Annotated in this window: 17 protein-coding genes; 8 read left to right on the plus strand and 9 right to left on the minus strand. The window is 42.1% G+C overall.

The features are described from left to right. Positions 1-37 precede the first annotated feature (37 nt). Positions 38-3274, plus strand: coding sequence for a COR domain-containing protein (locus CDC33_RS14720; protein WP_109009086.1), 3237 nt, complete (start codon positions 38-40; stop codon positions 3272-3274). Positions 3275-3707: 433 nt separating this feature from the next. Here CDC33_RS14720 and CDC33_RS14725 read toward each other — a convergent pair whose 3' ends face one another. The 7 genes from CDC33_RS14725 to CDC33_RS14755 form a co-directional block, all read right to left on the minus strand. Beyond that, positions 3708-4124, minus strand: coding sequence for a pepsin/retropepsin-like aspartic protease family protein (locus tag CDC33_RS14725; RefSeq protein WP_109009087.1), 417 nt, complete (start codon positions 4122-4124; stop codon positions 3708-3710). After that, positions 4117-4332, minus strand: a complete 216-nt coding sequence (locus CDC33_RS14730) for a hypothetical protein (protein ID WP_109009088.1) — start codon at positions 4330-4332, stop codon at positions 4117-4119. Before CDC33_RS14730 ends, CDC33_RS14725 begins: the two co-directional genes overlap by 8 nt. Positions 4333-4379: 47 nt before the next feature. Continuing rightward, the gene (locus tag CDC33_RS14735) at positions 4380-4589 is read right to left on the minus strand and encodes a transferase hexapeptide repeat containing protein (RefSeq protein WP_181374013.1); all 210 of its coding nucleotides are present in this window, start codon (positions 4587-4589) and stop codon (positions 4380-4382) included. Positions 4590-4663: 74 nt separating this feature from the next. Beyond that, positions 4664-6382, minus strand: a complete 1719-nt coding sequence (locus CDC33_RS14740) for an NAD+ synthase (RefSeq protein WP_109009089.1) — start codon at positions 6380-6382, stop codon at positions 4664-4666. A 162-nt stretch (positions 6383-6544) separates the two neighbouring features. After that, positions 6545-7291, minus strand: coding sequence for an NUDIX hydrolase (locus CDC33_RS14745; protein WP_012411955.1), 747 nt, complete (start codon positions 7289-7291; stop codon positions 6545-6547). Next, on the minus strand, positions 7252-7851 hold the full coding sequence (locus CDC33_RS14750) for a nicotinate-nucleotide adenylyltransferase (RefSeq protein ID WP_109009090.1): 600 nt from the start codon (positions 7849-7851) through the stop codon (positions 7252-7254). Before CDC33_RS14750 ends, CDC33_RS14745 begins: the two co-directional genes overlap by 40 nt. A 3-nt stretch (positions 7852-7854) precedes the next feature. Beyond that, on the minus strand, positions 7855-9270 hold the full coding sequence (locus CDC33_RS14755) for a nicotinate phosphoribosyltransferase (protein WP_109009091.1): 1416 nt from the start codon (positions 9268-9270) through the stop codon (positions 7855-7857). A gap of 391 nt (positions 9271-9661) precedes the next feature. Here CDC33_RS14755 and CDC33_RS38735 point away from each other — a divergent pair, with 391 nt between their 5' ends. Then, entirely contained in the window at positions 9662-9814 is a 153-nt protein-coding gene (locus CDC33_RS38735) for a hypothetical protein (RefSeq protein WP_181374014.1), read from the plus strand. 408 nt (positions 9815-10222) lie between these two features. On the opposite strand, the gene pdxA is transcribed toward CDC33_RS38735, so the two are convergent. Then, positions 10223-11314 carry a 4-hydroxythreonine-4-phosphate dehydrogenase PdxA gene (pdxA, locus tag CDC33_RS14760; protein ID WP_109009092.1) on the minus strand — a complete coding sequence of 364 codons (1092 nt, stop codon included), beginning with the start codon at positions 11312-11314 and terminating at the stop codon, positions 10223-10225. A 208-nt stretch (positions 11315-11522) separates the two neighbouring features. On the opposite strand from pdxA, the gene petM reads away from it, so the two are divergent. The 6 genes from petM to CDC33_RS14800 all read left to right on the plus strand — a co-directional run bounded on the left by petM (position 11523) and on the right by CDC33_RS14800 (position 16485). After that, a complete protein-coding gene (petM, locus tag CDC33_RS14765) occupies positions 11523-11627 on the plus strand; it encodes a cytochrome b6-f complex subunit PetM (protein ID WP_109009093.1) in 105 nt (34 codons plus the stop codon). Positions 11628-11858: 231 nt separating this feature from the next. Further along, positions 11859-12857 carry an SDR family oxidoreductase gene (locus CDC33_RS14770; RefSeq protein WP_109009094.1) on the plus strand — a complete coding sequence of 333 codons (999 nt, stop codon included), beginning with the start codon at positions 11859-11861 and terminating at the stop codon, positions 12855-12857. A 129-nt stretch (positions 12858-12986) separates the two neighbouring features. Further along, a complete protein-coding gene (locus tag CDC33_RS14775; RefSeq protein ID WP_109009095.1) occupies positions 12987-13904 on the plus strand; it encodes an NAD(+) kinase in 918 nt (305 codons plus the stop codon). A gap of 387 nt (positions 13905-14291) precedes the next feature. Then, on the plus strand, positions 14292-14978 hold the full coding sequence (nblR, locus tag CDC33_RS14785; protein ID WP_109009097.1) for a response regulator transcription factor NblR: 687 nt from the start codon (positions 14292-14294) through the stop codon (positions 14976-14978). Between the two features lie 266 nt (positions 14979-15244). Further along, positions 15245-15751, plus strand: a complete 507-nt coding sequence (locus tag CDC33_RS14790) for a DUF192 domain-containing protein (protein ID WP_109009098.1) — start codon at positions 15245-15247, stop codon at positions 15749-15751. Positions 15752-16257: 506 nt separating this feature from the next. Next, on the plus strand, positions 16258-16485 hold the full coding sequence (locus CDC33_RS14800; RefSeq protein ID WP_100900719.1) for a DUF2949 domain-containing protein: 228 nt from the start codon (positions 16258-16260) through the stop codon (positions 16483-16485). A gap of 330 nt (positions 16486-16815) precedes the next feature. Here the strand turns inward: CDC33_RS14800 and CDC33_RS14805 are convergent, their stop codons facing one another. Next, entirely contained in the window at positions 16816-17970 is a 1155-nt protein-coding gene (locus tag CDC33_RS14805) for a pyridoxal-phosphate-dependent aminotransferase family protein (protein ID WP_109009100.1), read from the minus strand. Between the last annotated feature and the right edge of the window lie 609 nt (positions 17971-18579).

Here is an 18579-nt window from a genome sequence, read left to right on the forward strand (position 1 = left end):
CAACTCGTCGTCAGGCATCGCCTTTATAAAACCCCAAATGACTAACGAAGAACTGCTGCAAATTATTGAACAAGCTGCCAGAGATAAGGTGAGAAAATTAGACCTTTCTGGCAAAGGCTTAACAACGCTGTTACCAGAAATTGGCCAACTCACCAATCTGCGCTCGCTAGACCTCAGTAGTAATCAACTGAGCAGTCTGCTACCGGAAATTGTCCAACTCACCAACCTGCGCTCGCTCAACCTCAGCGACAATCAACTGAGCATTCTACCACCGGAAATTGTCCAACTTACCAACCTGCGCTCGCTCAATCTCCGCAGGAATCAACTTAGCAGTCTGCCACCAGAAATTGTCCAACTCACTAACTTGGGATTGCTCAATCTCCCCAGTAATCAACTGAGCAGTCTGCCACCGGAAATTGTCCAACTCACTAACCTGCGATTGCTCGATCTCAGCAACAATCAACTGAGCAGTCTGCCACCAGAAATTGTCCAACTCACTAACCTGCGATTGCTCTACCTCGTCAGGAATCAACTGAGCAGTCTGCCACCAGAAATTGTCCAACTTACTAACCTGCGTTCGCTCAACCTCAGCAGTAATCAACTGAGCAGTTTGCCACCGGAAATTGTCCAAATCACTAACCTACAGAGGCTCAACCTCAGCAGTAATCAACTGAGCAGTTTGCCACCGCAAATTGTCCAACTTACTAACCTGCGAGCACTCTATCTTGGCAACAATCAACTGAGCAATCTGCCACCGGAAATTGTCCAAATCACTAACCTGCGAGCGCTCTACCTCTGGGATAATCAACTGAGCAATCTGCCACCAGAAATTGTCCAACTCACTAACCTGCGATCGCTCCACCTCTGGGGTAATCAACTGAGCAATCTGCCACCAGAAATTGTCCAACTCACTAACCTGCGATCGCTTTACCTTTGGAATAATCAACTGAGCAGTCTGCCACCAGAAATTGTCCAACTCACTAATCTGCGATTGCTCGATCTCAGCAACAATCAACTGAGCAGTCTGCCACCAGAAATTAGGCAACTAGCAAACCTAAAAAAGCTGGATATTCGTAGAAATCCAGTCCCCATTCAACCTGAGATTTTGGGGCCAAAGGATTTATCAAAAAATCCAGGCGATGTAAAAGAAATTCTCGATTTCTATTTTCGGGTGCAAGATCCAACCGAAACTGAACCTTTGTACGAAGCAAAATTCTTAATTATTGGTGAAGGGGGAGCCGGTAAAACCTCTTTAGCCAAGAAAATCACAGACGAAACCTATAAACTCCAGCCAGAAGAGAAATCAACCCAAGGCATTGAGGTGATCCGGTGGGACTTTACACAGCCCAATGGCAAAGATTTTCGCGTTAACATCTGGGATTTTGGTGGTCAGGAAATCTACCATCAAACCCATCAGTTTTTCCTCAGCAAGCGTTCTCTCTATGCTTTAGTTGCTGACACTCGCAAAGAAAACACTGATTTTTACTGGTGGCTGAAAGTTGTCGAACTCTTGAGCGACAAAAGTCCAGTTTTCATCATCAAAAACGAAAAACAAGACCGTCAGTGCGAAGTCGATGGGGGGCAGTTACGAGGAGAATTTGAAAACTTGAAGGAAATTCTAGCAACCAATTTAGATACTAATCGCAGTTTGACAGAGATTAAAAAGGCTATTCAACTTTACATCAGTAATCTTGACCACGTTGGTACACCTCTACCAAAACTTTGGGTAAGAGTTAGAGCCGCCCTAGAGAACAATTCCCGAAATTACATCACCTTTGAAGAATACTGTACCCTTTGCCAAGTTAATAATTTAAAAGACCGTAAAGATATGCTGCGCTTGAGTAGCTATTTACATGACCTCGGCGTTTGCCTCCACTTTCAAGACGATTCTACACTCAAACACTACATCATCCTCAAACCTGAATGGGCGACAACAGCCGTTTACAAAGTTTTGGATAATAAAGCTGTCAAGGAAAAGCTAGGTTGTTTTACCAAAGACGACCTCAAAAATATTTGGCAAGACGACGAATATGCAGATATGCGAGATGAACTCCTGCAATTAATGATGCAGTTCAAGCTTTGCTATGAAATCCGCGATCGCCGTGACAATTATATTGCACCGCAATTGCTCTCTATTGAAAAACCTGATTATACCTGGAGCGATCGCAACAACCTTATCCTGCGTTACACCTATACATTCATGCCCAAAGGCATCCTCACCCGTTTTATTGTCGAGACGCACCCTTGGATTGAAGAGCAAAAACTCGTTTGGAAAAACGGTGTTGTTCTCAGCAAAGACCAAACTCGTGCAGAAGTCATTGAAAACTACAATCAACGGGAAATTCAAATCCGTGTAGCCGGAAATCGCAAAAAAGAACTAATGGCTGTCATCACCCATGAACTCGAAAAAATCCATAACTCTTATGAGCGTTTGCAATATCAAACCCTAGTTCCTTGTAACTGCGAGACTTGTAAAAATCTGCTCACCCCTTATTCCTACTCTCTAGAAAAACTCAACAAACGTTTGAACATTAGTCGTTACCAAATTGAATGCGAAAACAGCTATGAAATGGTAGATGTCCGTAGGTTAATTGATAATATCATGCTCCAAGACATTAGAGCAGATGGAGAACTCAAACCCCAAGTTACACAGTTACAAAGCGAACTGGAGCAACAAAGAGAGGAATCATTGAAACATCGCCTAAAAGATAGCAATCAAAAGGAAGTGTTTATCTCCTACACTTGGCGAGATCAACAAAGTAAGCCACTTGTAGAAAAAATAGAGCAAGCATTTCAAGCCAAAGGCATCAAAATTATTCGTGATACTAATGCAATTGGCTATAAAGAAAGATTTAAAGAATTCATGCAGCGTTTGAGCCGTGGTACATGCGTAATTTTAGTAATCAGCGACCAGTATTTAAAGTCCGAAAATTGTATGTATGAACTAGTTGAAATCGCTAAAGATAAAAACTTTTATAAACGAATATTTCCAATTATTTTAGCAGATGCCAAGATTTTTAAATCTGTTGAAAGAGTTAAATATATTAAGTATTGGGAAAAAGAAATTGAAGAATTGGATAAAGCTATGAAAGAAGTTATGGCAGATAATTTGCAGGGAATTCGAGAAGATATTGACCAATACAGAGAGATACGTAATACGATCGCAGAACTGACTAACCTGCTAAGAGATATGAACACGCTCACGCCTGATATTCACAGCCAATCAGGCTTTGAGGAATTGCTGAATGCGATCGCACAGCGTTTAGATGAGTAAAACTAGACTATTAGTGACGCTTTGATACCGTCTCTTTGTGAAGCTACGCCAAATCTCTTAATTTCTTATTTCTTCTTGGCGTACTTGGCGCTCTTGGCGGTTCGTTTCTTGCATCATAAGCGCATTTTCATACAGAATTGGTATGAGATAGAGCAATGTCTCCGACAGGCTACGCCTACACTCTTTTAACTCAATAATTTGTGTTCTGAGATGCTAGCTTCAAGTGCAGAAGCACAATGATGAGGATAAAAGGCGCAACTTCGAGGATAAAAGGTGCAACGGCGAAGATAAAAGACGCAACTTCGAGGATAAAAGGTGCAACTGCGAGGGTTAAAGGTTAAGCGATCGCTCTTTTAACTCGACAACTCATGTTCTAAGGTGCAAGCTTCAACTTCAGACGTGGAGCGATCAAGATCGTATGATTGGTTCAATCTTACGACTTAGAAGACAGTTCAAACGCCATCTGCGAACGATAAAAACAGACATCAAATTCCAAGAAAAAATTCATGCGTCCTAAAAGTAACGGCACATTATCCGTGAGACTCCAAGCAAACACCAATCGAACTGGTGCAAAGCTGGCTATTTGAGCAGATAGAATTAATCCTTTTGCTTCAACTGGTGCTAGGTTTCCAGCCAGTTGCACTGAAGTTGTTAGTTCTTCCCAAACTACCCCTAACTGAATACTTACACTGTAAGGTAAAACATTAATACTAGCTCCAGTATCCAATAAACCTGAAACGTTGACGACAGAATTTTTGTAGCTTAACGTCAAAGGTAATATTGGTACTGCATCGATATCCCCGAACACATCACGACTTTCAACAAAGGGAAATCTTTGTGAATTAAGCATCGTTTACTTGTCTGTCTTCTTCTAACAGTGCGGCTAGTTTATTAGCAGCTTCATGAGAATTATAGGGAGACCACACATGATAAGTAACTCCTGGCTGTAACGACAATGCTTCTTCAGTCGCCAGTTCTTGAACTAAAAACTGCATGACCTTGAGTTTATCTGCACGAGATAGGTTGTGCAAGGTTGGGAATAAATCTGCTGCGCTCATATCAAGTTGAAGATAACGCCTAAATACTTTTTATATTTTCACAACTATCATAAGGTGGTTACAAAAAATATGTCAGCGTGGCGTAATGACCGACCATACTCTAAAGCTTCCAAAAATGCTGGTTCATCAGAGATTGAGCCAATAACCTTTTCTAGCCAATTACTATAGGTAGGCGCATCAATAACTCGATGTTTGATATCTGCAACTGTTTGTTCAAGAGTCGCTAAACGTTGTTCAAGATTTGCTTCATCTAACATAATTTTCTTTGAGATTCTAGTTTCAATCTTAATGCTTATCCGCGCCTGGACAACGCGGATGAGCATCTAGTCCATCACAACAAACTAAGGTTAGGTGTAGCTGTAATTTTAGTCTGATAAGCCTTTTTGACACCAACCCAGTTACTAGCAATTGGCATTCGCCAACCGGTTCCAAAAGCGCGATCGGTAATTTTTAAACCGGGGGGTGCTTGTCGCCGTTTAAATTCAGCCCGCGCTACCATTTGGATTACTCTGTCTACCATTACCGGATCGTGACCGGCTGCAACGATTTGCGCTGCTGATTGGTGATTATGAATCAGGCGTTGCAAAATATCGTCCAAAATTTCGTAAGGCGGTAGAGAGTCTTGATCAACTTGGCCTGGTTTGAGTTCGGCGCTGGGTGGTTTAGTCAAAACATTCTGCGGGATGATTTCATGATTGCGATTTAACCATTGACAAAGTGAATACACACGGGTTTTAGGAACATCTGCAATCACTGCTAATCCACCATTCATATCGCCGTAGAGAGTACAGTAACCAACAGCCATTTCTGATTTGTTACCGGTAGATAAGAGAAGATAGCCAAATTTATTAGCGATCGCCATTAATAAATTACCGCGAATCCTAGATTGGATATTCTCTTCTGCCAGCCCAAACTCAGTACCCGCAAACAAATCATCTAAAGTTTGATCGAAGCCTTGCATTAACTCCCCAATTGGTAAAAGATGAGTCTTAATCCCCAAATTTTCGGCTAATGCTACAGCATCACTGATAGAATGCTCCGAACTGTAAGGGGAAGGCATGAGAACACCAAGGACATTTTCTTTACCAAGTGCCGCAGTTGCGATCGCAGCTACAATTGCAGAGTCAATCCCGCCACTTAAACCTAATACTACTTTAGAAAAGCGACACTTACGAGCATAATCTCGCACTCCTAAAACCAACGCTTGCCAAATTTCTTCATCTTCCGATTCATACATCGGTTTTATAGAACCCAACTGCAAATCACGTTGCGCTTCATCAAATTCAACTACTACTAAATCAGTATCAAACCCACGGGCGCGGCACATAACTTCACCTTGACGATTCAAGGCAAAACTTTGCCCATCAAAAATTAGGTCATCATTTCCGCCAACCTGATTAGCATAAATCATTGGTTGTTGAAAACGTATTGCACTATGCCTAAGCATTGTTTCACGAAACTGCTGCTTGCCGACAGTGTAGGGGGAAGCAGACAAATTTACAATTAAATCTACACCCAAAATTGCTAAGTCAGCAATCGGATTGACTGCGTAACTGCGTTTGCCCCAAAATTCCTCATCGTTCCATAAATCTTCGCAAATAGTTACGCCAATATGGATATTATCTAAAGTGAAATAATTGGCTTGTAAACCTGGTTCAAAATAGCGACGTTCGTCAAATACATCGTAAGTAGGCAAAAGTCGTTTGTGAAAAACTTGCTTGACCGTGCCATTCTCTAACAAAGCCATGCTGTTAAATAAAGTTTTAGCGCCAGTAATAGACGCTTCGAGATTCTGTTCAACAGTTCCTACCAACACAGCTAAATTTGGTGGTAAATCCTGAGCCAAGTTTTGTAAAGTGATGCCCATCGCTTCCACAAAACTAGGATTTAGTAATAAATCTCTTGGTGGATAGCCACACAAAGAAAGTTCTGGTGTTAACAATAAACGCGCACCGCTAGATGCTGCTCGTTGTGCCGCCTCTAGAATTTTTTGGGCATTTAAAAGCAAATCACCGATAGTAGGATTAATTTGAGCGATCGCAATTTTCATTGTATTTAGTCATTGTATTTAGTCATTAGTCATTGGGCATTGGGCATTGGGCATTGGGCATTGGGCATGGGTTATTAATTCTTCTCCCCCTGCCTCCCCTGCCTCCCCTGCTCCCTCTGCTCTCTCATCCCCCTCATCCCCTTCATCCCACCTAGCAGTTCATCAAATAAACACCAAAGGTTTATCTTTTAAGGGAGCAAAAGCTTCAGCGTCAAACTTATACAAACTAGCTGGACGACCAGCACCCCGTGATACCTTAATTCCGGTATCGCATAAAAAACCTAACTTGAGTAGACGCGCTCTAAAATTAGAATAATCGGAAAAGTTATCACCTAAAACTGTGGCGTATAACTGATATAAATCATTTAAGGTGAACATTTCTGGCAAGACTTCAAAAGCCACCGGGCTATACTCTAATTTATTTCGCAATCGCCTATGTCCATAAGCCAAAATTTCATTATGGTCAAAAGCTAATTGCGGCACTTGTTTTACCGGATACCAAGCTATACCAGTCATGCGATCGGCAATTAATTCGGCTTCTTCAAATCGCACTAGGGCAAAGTAACTAACTGATAGATAACGCACACCATAACTATCAGTTGCTTCCCGTGGATCGCGATTTGGCCCGCCAAATGTATACAGTTGTTCTAAATAGAGATTGTTGACCTTAATTTTCTCTGCCATAATGCGATAGGCAGCATCTTCTAAAGACTCTCCTGGACGTACTAAAGTACCGGGAAGACTCCAATGATTTAGAAATGGTTCTTGCTGTCGCATTACTAGTAGAACTAACAGCCGATTTTGTACAGTATCTACAGAAAAAATTACATTATCAACACCAACCTTGAAATCGGCCAAAGGTTGTTGGTTTAACGGAGTTGGTATCTTTTTTTGTGAACGTCCTGGCATTCGTACAAATGCTCTCGATTAATATAGGCAACTACAGGGGCTGTGAGGGCTTGAGAATCTCCATGTTCGCGGTATGCTGTCGAGGAAACATCTAGACCGGTCAGACTAGCGATCGCAATCTTACCTCCCAGCTTTTGCACTACCTCTGAACTAGATTCATCTATTGCATATCCCGGTCGCGGTACGATCAGTAGTTGCACTTGCTGTAACAAATCTTCAATGCGATACCAACGTGGTAGCTGACTCAGTAAATCTGAACCAATAATCAACGTCAATTGGGCGTCTTCACCCCAAGTAAGCTTGGCTTTTTCTACTGTTTCCAGTGTTCTGAAGCTACTCAATTCTTGCTCCAAAGCAATATTGTGCCGTGGTGCGTCTATATTCGCAATCAACAGTTGCAGCATTGCCGCCCGATGTTCTAAGGGTGTTTGATGAGACTTAAATGGATTATCTGCTGCCCAAACCGCTACCCAATCATAACGCTCAGACAACCAACTCAGAATTTCTTGATGTCCAGCAGTTGGTGGATCGGCACTAGTACCAAACAAAGCAACTCTCATAATTTACCTCTGTGTTCTCTGTGCCTCTGCGGTTCGTTTCTTAGTTTCCTCCGTCAACACCCGTAACCCCTCGGAAATCTCCACTTCTACAGCCACAGGATGATCCAAACGCCGTGTCTGTTGTGGCAAACTAGCAACTGAAGCGGCGGTACGCTGACGAATTGTTGCCAACGACTCCAACGGCTGCACCCGTTCACCGTGTTGCACTACCAAATGCAACAAAGGTTGTTCATTCAGAGAACTTTCACCTAAAAGTCCCAACCTGTCTGCTTTTACCTTACCTCCCATATACGAGCGAAAAATCTGCTTGCGCCCTGGATAAGTAACTTTACCACTAGACTGCTTCATCACTGGGATACCATCAATGTCTACAAGTTTATAAACTCCATTTACAGGCGAACCTGTAACTAGTCGCGTTCCCAGTCCGTAACCATCAATTTGGGCGCCAGCAGCTTTTAATCTGGCAATTTCCCACTCATCCAAGTCGCCACTGGCAAAAATTGGCACACCGGGAAGGAGCGATCGCACCTGTTTTGATAAGGTAACTAAATCTCCTGAGTCTAATCTCACTCCTGTTAATTGCATTTCCCCGGAATTTACTTTTTCGGCCAAGCGCCCAGCAGCAGCAATGGTATCGTAAGTATCAATCAGCAATGGCGCACCCGGAAAATATCGATGAAATGCACTAAAAGCTTGTTCTTCAGTGCCTTCTATTGCTGACAACGCCATCACCAGGGCGTGTGCCATAGTACCACTTGGCTTTTGTCCTAGTTGTAGCGCTGCTAACACATTAGAAGTGGCATCTAAACCACCCGCCAACGCCGCCCGCGCCGCCCACAAAGACCCTTGGGGACTAAATGCTCGTCTTGTGCCAAATTCTAAAAGTGTTGCTGATTCCCCTGCTATATCCCTTAACCTTGCTGCTTTTGTAGCAATCAAAGTCTGGTAATTAATCGTATTCAGCAGGTAAGTTTCTACTAGTTGTGCTTGCCAAAGTGGTGCTTCTACCCGCAATAGTGGCTGATTGGCAAAGACGGCTGTTCCTTCTGGTACTGCCCAAACATCACCCGTAAACTTTCCGTCAGCTAAAAGTGACCAAAAGCGATCGCCTGCTTGAGCAAAAATTCCCGTTGCCTGTAATGCGGCAATTTGCGCCAAACTAAACCGGAATTTGGCTAAATATTCCAATGCCTGCGTTAGCCCCATTGCAATTAAATAACCAAAACCCTCTGGCAATCGCCTAACAGTCAACTCAAAGCTTGCCCGTCGTTGTTCTATACCAACGCCTGTGTAACAAGCTGCCATCGTCAACTGGTAAAGGTCGGTCAGCAAGCTGTAATCATCCGCAGATAGGTTTAGTTCCTGGTTCTGCTGGCTTTGCTCTTTATATACATATTCCAAATCTGGCAAAGTTGTCATGCAAGAGCTTCCTTACAAGATGCTTCTTTTATTATGGTAATATTTACCATAAATAATGTCAACTATCAGCAAGTATATTTTCTGAGATTGCCGTATAACAGTAGATTCATCGGCAAGTTAATACTAACTTCATAAAATACTTAATGTTTTTTAATAGTAATAGTTAGCAATAATGTTAATGGGATAAGGCGGCTAATAATGGAGAAACAACTATGTTACAATTAGAATCAAAGGGAAAAGTTTGTTTTTATGACAAGCTAAAGTATTGCGAAGTTATCTGAATAAACATTGCATATATTCTCAATATATTGAGAATAAGAGCCAGCTTTGAATATCAGTATTAGAGTATAGGTAGCACAATTAAAGAGACTCGAAAAAGGAGTCCAATACTATGGCTATTTCCCAAATCATTGCGAACATAACGCAGTATATTTCTGAAGCTGCAATGCGGATTTTTGGCCCTACGGATGATGCTTATCCTGTGATTGGCGTACAACCTTTTACAGGTGAGCCTTACGATGAACATACAGATGATAATTGGTAAGTGCTGATATAGCACTGATAAATAATACAGAAGTCAGCCCCTTTGGGGAAGTCAAAAGTCAAAAGTCAAAAATTTAATTTTTTGCCTACGGCATTAGGCGCACATATTGATCAGGAAATTGCGTATCCTTTGCTGATTCCTTTTTCGGCAGACTGAATCCTTATACGGTTTCTTTGTGAAGCTGCAATAATTTACTTTCCTGTAGTCCTCCCCTTACCAGGAATGTGAATTAAATAACATCCAAATATGGTTTTTAACCTTGCTCCGCCTTTGACAAAAGTTAAAGGCGGAGCAAGGTTTTGTACTTTATTAAATCCCCTTTCCCAAGCTCCGGTATACACACAAGTTATCCGATTACTCAAAATTCAAGTAAGCATTACTCCTAGTAAATATTGCAACAAAGAACTTTTAACCACAACCCACCGCCAATCTTTGACTAACCAACTCAGCCGCTAAATGTATCGCTGCCTTCATACTCGTAGCATCAGCAATTCCCTTACCCGCAATATCAAACGCTGTCCCGTGATCCGGTGAAGTCCGAACGAAAGGAAGGCCAATAGAAGTATTAACTGCCCGATCAAACGCCATCAGCTTCACAGGAATTAAGCCTTGGTCGTGGTAAAGTGCCAAGTAACCATCAGCAGGATTTTGTACTAAAGAATTTCCATACCAAGCTTGGCCAGGTTTAACCCACATCGTATCTGGCGGTATTGGCCCATCTAGTTGTAAGTGTGGTCTGTTTTGCCGTTCTTGCTCTAACCACGGAATCAACCAATCTTGTTCCTCATGTCCCAATTGCCCCTGTTCGCCACTGTGGGGATTTAAACCTGCGATCGCAATTCTCCCATTTTCTATCCCAAAATCTTTCTCCAAACACTCCACGAGCAAATCCAATTTCTGTGTCAGCAACTGCGGTGTCAACGTATCAGCTACTTGACGTAGGGGAATATGTGTGGTAGCTAGTAAAGCGCGGAGTATCCAGTTAGTATGGGGCGATCGCGCTACAAATAACATCCCAAAACGGTCAACACCTGACTTTTGCGCTAAAAGTTCCGTTTGCCCTGGATAATTATATCCTGCGGCTTTCCAAGCAGATTTAGCGATCGGCCCTGTGACAATAGCATCAAATTTACCAGCCAGTGTTTGAGCGATCGCACATTCCATATACGCAAAACTAGCCGCACCACTGGCCGCATTACCTATTCCTGAAATAATTTGACCTTTAATTTCTTCATCCAACAGCACATCAATAATTGACAACTCGTCTGGATTTACCAAAGGTGCTAAATTCTCAGTTAAATTCAGTTTGTAATAAATCTGTGCCAGCAAATCCCGGTTTCCCACCACTGTAACGTCATATTTTTTACTAATTTCCGGTTCTGCTAAAGCTTTCAAAATTACCTCCGGCCCAATTCCCGCCGGATCTCCCAATGTCAACGCCAAACGCGGGCGATTTTTTTTGGTAAAATTCACTAGATTATCTAAATTATTTTGATACATAAAATTTATTCATAATTATTATCATCAAACTTTTTCCCCATCCCCCTGATTTCCCGTTCTACACTAGGGATTTCCCCCCAAACCAGTAGGGATTACTTGCTAAACTAGTTTAAGATTATTTACACAGGTCTAATTCTACAGCAACAATTCAAGAGCTTCTGATAGACCTAGTTTACACACACTAATTTGCATAAGGAGAATCACACCAATGGGCGGCGAAATTTTGAATGCAGCTCTATTGTCCTTCGGTTTAATCTTCGTAGGCTGGGGCTTAGGCGCGTTGTTACTAAAAATTCAAGGCGGAGAAGAATAATTGAGTTAGGAGTTAGGAGTTAGGAGTTATTCTTCCCCTGCTTCCCCTGCTCCCACTCCCCACTCCCTTTTTGATGGAAATGAAAAAAAGCTTGTCCGTTTACCGGACAGCAATTTTTTCATGAGTCTGTTCATAACAAACGATTTTCTTAGAAAAGATGTAAAGTTTTGTTTGCATAGGTTATTCTGATAACATTCTTTTCATAAAACAATAAAATTTATTACAACCCTCATGACATTATTAATCGTCGGTGCCACTGGCACCTTAGGAAGACAAGTGGCTCGTCGTGCAATCGATGAGGGATATAAAGTACGCTGTCTTGTCCGAAGCAGTAAAAAAGCAGCTTTTCTCAAAGAATGGGGTGCAGAACTCGTACCGGGAAATTTACGTTACCCCGATACTTTAGCCGAAGCTTTAGTTGGTGTAACCCAGGTTATTGATGCGTCAACATCTCGTCCTACAGATTCACTAAGTATCAAACAAGTAGACTGGGACGGCAAAGTAGCATTGATTCAAGCAGCAAAAGCAGCAGGTGTAGAGCGTTTCATCTTCTTTTCGATATTAGATGCTGATAAATACCCAGAAGTGCCGTTAATGGAAATTAAACGGTGTACAGAACTCTTCTTGGCTGAGTCTGGCTTGAATTATACCATCTTGCGGCTAGCTGGGTTTATGCAAGGATTAATCGGTCAGTACGGGATTCCTATTTTGGAATCACAGCCAGTTTGGGTTACTGGTAATTCTTCTCCCATTGCTTATATGGATACTCAGGACATTGCTAAGTTCGCAATCCGTGCATTGAGTGTGCCAGAAACGCAAAACCAAACTTTTCCTGTAGTCGGTACTCGTGCGTGGAGTGCAGAAGAAATTATCAACTTGTGCGAACGTTTATCTGGAAAAGATGCCAGAGTAACGCGGATGCCAATAACCTTGTTGCGTGCTGTGCGCGGCTTAATGCGGTTCTTTCAGTGGGGATGGAACGTTGCAGACAGGCTAGCATTTACAGAAGTATTGGCTAGTGGTAAAGAGTTAAATGCTTCAATGGATGAAGTATACACAATTTTTGGCTTAGATCCGCAACAAACCACAACCTTAGAAAGCTATCTACAAGAGTACTTCAGCCGAATAATGAAGAAGCTCAAAGAGTTAGACTACCAGAAAAATAAAAATAAAAAGGATAAACCTAAAAAAACTCCTTTTAAACAGTCTTCAAAAGCCAATAGTCAATAGTCATTACAAAACAGATATTAGTTAGGAAAGTCTAGACTCTGGATATTTGACTTTAGATTAATGACTACATGACCAAAATGTGTAAGGATTACATAATACAGAGCATCGCCTAAACTTGGATATTTGAGTGTGCCGAAAGCAGGCATTATCTACAATGACGTTAAACCGGTAGCCGGCCGTGTCGCTATCGAGTTGAAAGACAAGCTAACCGCAGCCGGTTGGGATGTGTGTGTCACATCGAGTATCGGTGGAATATTGGGCTACTCTAACCCGGAGAGTCCTGTATGCCACACCCCCATTGACGGTCTAACACCCCCTGGTTTTGACTCAGATATGGAGTTTGCAGTGGTGTTAGGGGGAGATGGCACTGTTTTAGCAGCGTCTCGTCAGGTAGCCCCCTGTGGTATTCCACTGCTTACAGTGAATACCGGCCACATGGGATTTTTAACAGAAACCTTCCTGAATCAATTGCCCCAAGCACTAGAACAGGCAATGACAGGTGAGTATGAAATTGAAGAACGAGCCATGCTCACCGTCAAAGTGTTTCGGGGAGAAGCAGTGCTTTGGGAAGCCCTCTGCTTGAATGAAATGGTTCTGCACCGCGAACCTTTGACCTCTATGTGCCATTTTGAAATTGCCATAGGGCGTCATGCGCCAGTAGATATTGCAGCAGATGGTGTGATTGTGTCTACGCCTACAGGTTCTACAGCTTACTCATTGAGTGCTGGTGGCCCAGTTGTCACCCCTGGCGTACCTGCTTTACAGCTAGTACCCATTTGCCCCCATTCCCTAGCTTCTAGAGCATTAGTATTTCCAGATACTGAATCTGTCAACATTTACCCAGTCAACATTCCTCGGCTGGTAATGGTGGTGGATGGTAATGGAGGGTGCTATGTACTACCAGAAGATAGAGTATATATAGAGCGATCGCAATATAGTGTTCGATTTATTCGCCTGCAACCGCCTGAGTTTTTCCGAATTTTACGAGAAAAATTAGGTTGGGGTTTACCACATATCGCTAAACCAACTTCGGTAGAATTGCCTTAAGTATTGGGTATTGGGCATTGGGCATTGGGCATGGGGAAGGGTGCAGAAAAGAGGAATTTTCCCCCTGCTCCCTGCTCACTGTTCCCTCATCTCCCTCACTCCCTCACTCCCTCACCTCCCCATGCACCATGCCCCATGCCCCATGCCCCATTCCCAATCTACTGATTTCCTTCCAGAATTACTGGTGTAAGGATGGTATTTGGATTTAGTTATTAAGATTGCATCGGAGAATTAGATGGCTGACACCTGAACGTGCTAAAAGATTCTTAGCAGTGTGTCAAATCAGGATTGCTCCATCATTAAAAACTCGTAATTGCACTTTATAACTGATGTAAAGATTTTCTCTAGAATATCTTTACAATCCCAAATCCAATATCCAAAATTGTTATGACAGTTGCTCCAAGTCCCTGTGTTTTGGTGATTGAAACCGATGAGAGTTTAGCAAATCAGCTTTCTTGCGATTTGCAAGAAGCCGGCTATGAATCAATTTTGGCTCATGATGCGACCAGTGGCTTACAACACTGCCGCGATCGCCAACCTGCTTTAATTGTTTTAGACCGGATGCTAGCAGGAGAATCAGGACTCTCATTGTGCAAAAATCTGAGAAGCACTGGTATGCGATCGCCTGTGTTAATTTTAATGGCAAGGGATACAGTCGATGATCGTGTAGCTTGTCTAGAAGCAGGAGCGGATGATTACATCCTAAAGCCTTATCGCTCAGAAGACTTTTTGAAGTTGATTCGGCTCTACTTAAAACCTGACGTAGACACCACAGAGCAGTTACGCTTTGGGGATCTGATTTTAGATATGGCAACTCGCCGTGCCATACATAGCGGGCGGGCAATTGACTTGACAATGAAAGAATTTGAACTATTAAAATTCTTAATGGAACATCCCCGTGAGGTGTTAACCCGCGAACAAATTTTAGAAAATGTTTGGGGTTACGACTTTCTGGGTGAGTCGAATGTAATTGAAGTGTACATCCGCTACTTGCGCCTAAAAATTGAAGATGAAGGACAAAAGCGCCTCATTCAAACCGTGCGAGGTGTAGGGTACGTTTTGAGAGAATCTTAGTATACTGTGGTAAAACTTTACAACAGAAGGCAGGAGGCAAATAGCGCAGCTTTAGCGAGTCAGATGCTCCTACGTTGCTAATGCAACGCTTACGAGCGTCGCAGAAAGTGTCACAAGGTACAAAGCGTACTTGCTTCAATCCCCCTCGTATAACAACGTGTGGATTTCCCCTGCCCCTTGCCTCCTCAAGGGACGAATAAAAGCCGTAAGTTTTCTAACTTAAATTCTGTAAAATTGAAATCTAAATTACAAAATCAAAAATAATTATGACTCATCGACTAAGTTTGCTCTCAATGTTACTGAGTATTTTACTGATGGGCTGTTCTGTGCCAACAACAGCTAAACCTCCCAGCCCCACATCTACTTCTCAAACTCCAGCACCACAGAGCTTAGGTCAAAAACTACCAATTTCTGCTAAAGCCATTGTTCCTAATGGCACAATCATTCAGTTAGAAGTTGCGCAGACACCACAACAGCAAGCGATGGGGTTGATGTATCGACCAGCTTTGCCAGATAACCGGGGGATGTTATTTGGGTTCCCTTCACCACAACCGGTTAGTTTCTGGATGAAGAATGTACCTGTGCCTTTGGATATGGTATTTTTACAAAACGGAGTCGTTAAATATATTCAGGCTTCTGCACCTCCTTGTGCAACTGAACCTTGTCCTACCTATGGGCCTAATACACCAATCGATAAGGTGATTGAACTTCGCTCTGGAAGGGCTGCCGAGTTGAAGTTGAAAGTGGGCGATATTGTCAAAATTGAGCCTTGAGACTTCCGTGCTTTGTGGAGATAAAGATTTGGATAGTTGCTCTGTTCAGAGTCTACACTATCAAAATCTATGTTTTTTTTGTAAAAAATGGCACGCCCTATGGTAAAAATCCATCTGTAACGCTACTATTTAAAAACTGTGGTAATGATGTAAAATTCTACTGTCTCCAACCTGAAATCGCAGTCTTAAGGTTTGGCAAAAATATTCCCTTGGGCGCAAGTGTAAATAGTCGCCAATAAGAGAATATAGGCTATGGAATCTTTGTTACTACATGTGTAATTAAATAACGCACAAAAGTAAACAAAATGGAGCCAATTTAACTAAGTAAGAATACTGCTTGACAATTGAGCAAATAATTTGTATTAAAAGTTTTATTTTCTAGAGTTTCTATGAGAAGCCTTTATTAAAGGCAAATCACAAAAACTCTGCTGGGGTGTATAGCCGATAACGGCAAAGTGACAGATAGAATACTGGCTACTGGCTACCAAGCAATGGTGAACTGATATATGACAATACATTCTGCACAAGGAGGTGAGATACAAATGTCACAATCAAAATATTCTCGATTGATTAATTTTTTGCAAGAAGATTTGGCAATTTCCACAGCATCGCTGGCGGTAGCGCTTCGGCATCGGGAGCAAGATCCAGGCCCTTTGGCAATGATTCTTTGGCAGTATGGTTTGATTACTCTAGAGCAGTTAGACCAAATTTATGATTGGCTAGAAACGGCATAGTCATAATAATTTTGGATTTTGGATTTTGGATTTTGGATTTTAAATCAAAAGTCTCTTACAAAAAGCTGTTATTAGAATCTGAAAGAATACTATTTATCACAATTCGGTATCATGCTAAGTTGTCAAAATTAGTCTTGTTTGATGTCAAATAATTTATGCGACTGTCTTCAGAGCAAATAATACTATTTAGACTAACTTGGTATAATTTATGAGAATTGGGGCATGTCACATCCACTCTACCTTGTCCAAGGCGGTTTTTACTCATTTATATACAAATAAAAAGAGCGAAGTTTTATTATCAACTCGCTCTTTTTATTTAATGCTCAGTACTTAAGACTGACTAAATACTCTAACTGCTGCCGCTATACCAGATCCAGGGGTGAAGTCTTCGTAGCCAAGTTCTCTTAGGGTAACTTCTAAGGATGCGATACAGCTAAGAATATCGCGATCGCTCACAAAACCCAAGTGACCAATGCGGAAAATCTTATTACTCAAATGGTCTTGACCACCAGCTAGGGCAATATCAAAGCGTTTTTTCATCAATGACCGAATCTTATCCGGTTCAATTCCTTGTGGTGCTACAGCCGTAATCGCCGGGCTAGCGGAACTATCTGCTGCAAACAGGGGTAAATTTAACCCTTGAATGGCGGCGCGGGTAGCATTTTTCAGCCGTTCGTGTCGAGCAAATATTGACTCTAAGCCTTCCTCTTTCATGATTCGCAACGTGGTGTGTAGCGCTACGATCAAGTTCACAGGCGGAGTAAATGGAGTTGTATTTTTGGCTGTGGCTTTGCGATATTTGCCTAAGTCCAAATAATATTTCGGTAGTTTTGCAGTTTTGTAAGCCTCCCAAGCTTTGGGGCTGACAGAGACAAAACCCAATCCCGGCGGAATCATATAACCTTTTTGGGAACCGGAGGCGACTATATCCAAGCCCCAAGCATCCACAGGTAGATTGAACGCACCCAAGCTAGTGACGGCATCAACGATAATTAAAGCTTCACCGTGTTCTTTAACGTGGCGGTTGATAGTTTCTAAATCATTCAAAACACCCGTCGAGGTTTCGCTGTGGGTGATGATTACGGCTTTAATTTGCTTTTGAGTATCTGCTTGGAGTTTTTCGGCAAATACTGCGGGGTCTAGGGGTTTTCCCCATTCCACCTTAACTTCTTCTACATTCAAACCGTAGGCTTGACCTATTTCTACCCAGCGTTCGCCAAATTTACCATTAGAACCAACTAAAATGCGATCGCCTGGAGAGAGAAAATTAATTATTCCGGCTTCTACAGCACCCGTACCACTGACATTCAGCGTTAGTACATCACTTTGAGTTTGATGTAGCCACTTGAGGTTTTCCGTCACCTCTGCCAATATGTTGCTAAATTCACTGGTGCGGTGTCCAATCGGATGCTTGGCTAATGCCAGTAAGGCAGCTTCTGGTACCGGGGTTGGGCCTGGAATCATCAGCATCAGCTTGTCGTTCATGTGTGTATCCTAAAAATCAAATAAAAGTCAAAATTGTGGGAGTTGGTTAAGTCTGATAGCAAATTCTAGATATTCATCTACAAATTCCACTCAGTTTGTCACCAACCTTGTTGTATATTTTCCAAATCCATAGGAAAAGTATCATGGGAGTTAATGATCGGTCAGCTTGACCTTTGCAATTTATACGAGACTCCAACTCAAATAAAACCCCTGTTCCAGGCAATCTTACCACACACCTAGACAACAGGTTAAGGCGTTTACTCGTAGGGGAGTGGCTATTTTAGCCAAAGATGAAACGTTTATCTATAGGACTAGTATTTGATTTCTGAAAAGATACGTAGGGTGTGTTAGCGACAGCGTAACGCACCATCATCAAGGGTTTGGTGCGTTACGAACTGCGTTCTAACACACCCTACAATACCTAATTTCGTTCAAAAATCAAATATGATTCCTATAGATGAGGCATAGGTATAATAAATTCTTAAATCTTACCCATAATTCGCCTCAGTTGTTTTTATATAAACACGCAAAATCGTTTTGAATATCGCGGAAATCGTCAGTGAAAAAGCTGTGTTTTGCTTCAACGAAGGAGGTAACCGCTTACACTAT

Source organism: Nostoc commune NIES-4072, from assembly GCF_003113895.1.
Classification (GTDB): domain Bacteria; phylum Cyanobacteriota; class Cyanobacteriia; order Cyanobacteriales; family Nostocaceae; genus Nostoc; species Nostoc commune.

Coding starts and splice junctions, on each gene's coding strand:
- CDC33_RS38735 (WP_181374014.1), top strand. CDS start 9,662: ATGGCTATTTCCCAAATCATTGCGAACATAACGCAGTATATTTCTGAA.
- CDC33_RS14750 (WP_109009090.1), bottom strand. CDS start 7,851: ATGAGAGTTGCTTTGTTTGGTACTAGTGCCGATCCACCAACTGCTGGA.
- CDC33_RS14755 (WP_109009091.1), bottom strand. CDS start 9,270: ATGACAACTTTGCCAGATTTGGAATATGTATATAAAGAGCAAAGCCAG.
- CDC33_RS14790 (WP_109009098.1), top strand. CDS start 15,245: ATGACTCATCGACTAAGTTTGCTCTCAATGTTACTGAGTATTTTACTG.
- CDC33_RS14800 (WP_100900719.1), top strand. CDS start 16,258: ATGACAATACATTCTGCACAAGGAGGTGAGATACAAATGTCACAATCA.
- CDC33_RS14740 (WP_109009089.1), bottom strand. CDS start 6,382: ATGAAAATTGCGATCGCTCAAATTAATCCTACTATCGGTGATTTGCTT.
- nblR (WP_109009097.1), top strand. CDS start 14,292: ATGACAGTTGCTCCAAGTCCCTGTGTTTTGGTGATTGAAACCGATGAG.
- CDC33_RS14805 (WP_109009100.1), bottom strand. CDS start 17,970: ATGAACGACAAGCTGATGCTGATGATTCCAGGCCCAACCCCGGTACCA.
- CDC33_RS14745 (WP_012411955.1), bottom strand. CDS start 7,291: ATGCCAGGACGTTCACAAAAAAAGATACCAACTCCGTTAAACCAACAA.
- CDC33_RS14735 (WP_181374013.1), bottom strand. CDS start 4,589: ATGTTAGATGAAGCAAATCTTGAACAACGTTTAGCGACTCTTGAACAA.
- CDC33_RS14770 (WP_109009094.1), top strand. CDS start 11,859: ATGACATTATTAATCGTCGGTGCCACTGGCACCTTAGGAAGACAAGTG.
- pdxA (WP_109009092.1), bottom strand. CDS start 11,314: ATGTATCAAAATAATTTAGATAATCTAGTGAATTTTACCAAAAAAAAT.
- petM (WP_109009093.1), top strand. CDS start 11,523: ATGGGCGGCGAAATTTTGAATGCAGCTCTATTGTCCTTCGGTTTAATC.
- CDC33_RS14720 (WP_109009086.1), top strand. CDS start 38: ATGACTAACGAAGAACTGCTGCAAATTATTGAACAAGCTGCCAGAGAT.
- CDC33_RS14730 (WP_109009088.1), bottom strand. CDS start 4,332: ATGAGCGCAGCAGATTTATTCCCAACCTTGCACAACCTATCTCGTGCA.
- CDC33_RS14725 (WP_109009087.1), bottom strand. CDS start 4,124: ATGCTTAATTCACAAAGATTTCCCTTTGTTGAAAGTCGTGATGTGTTC.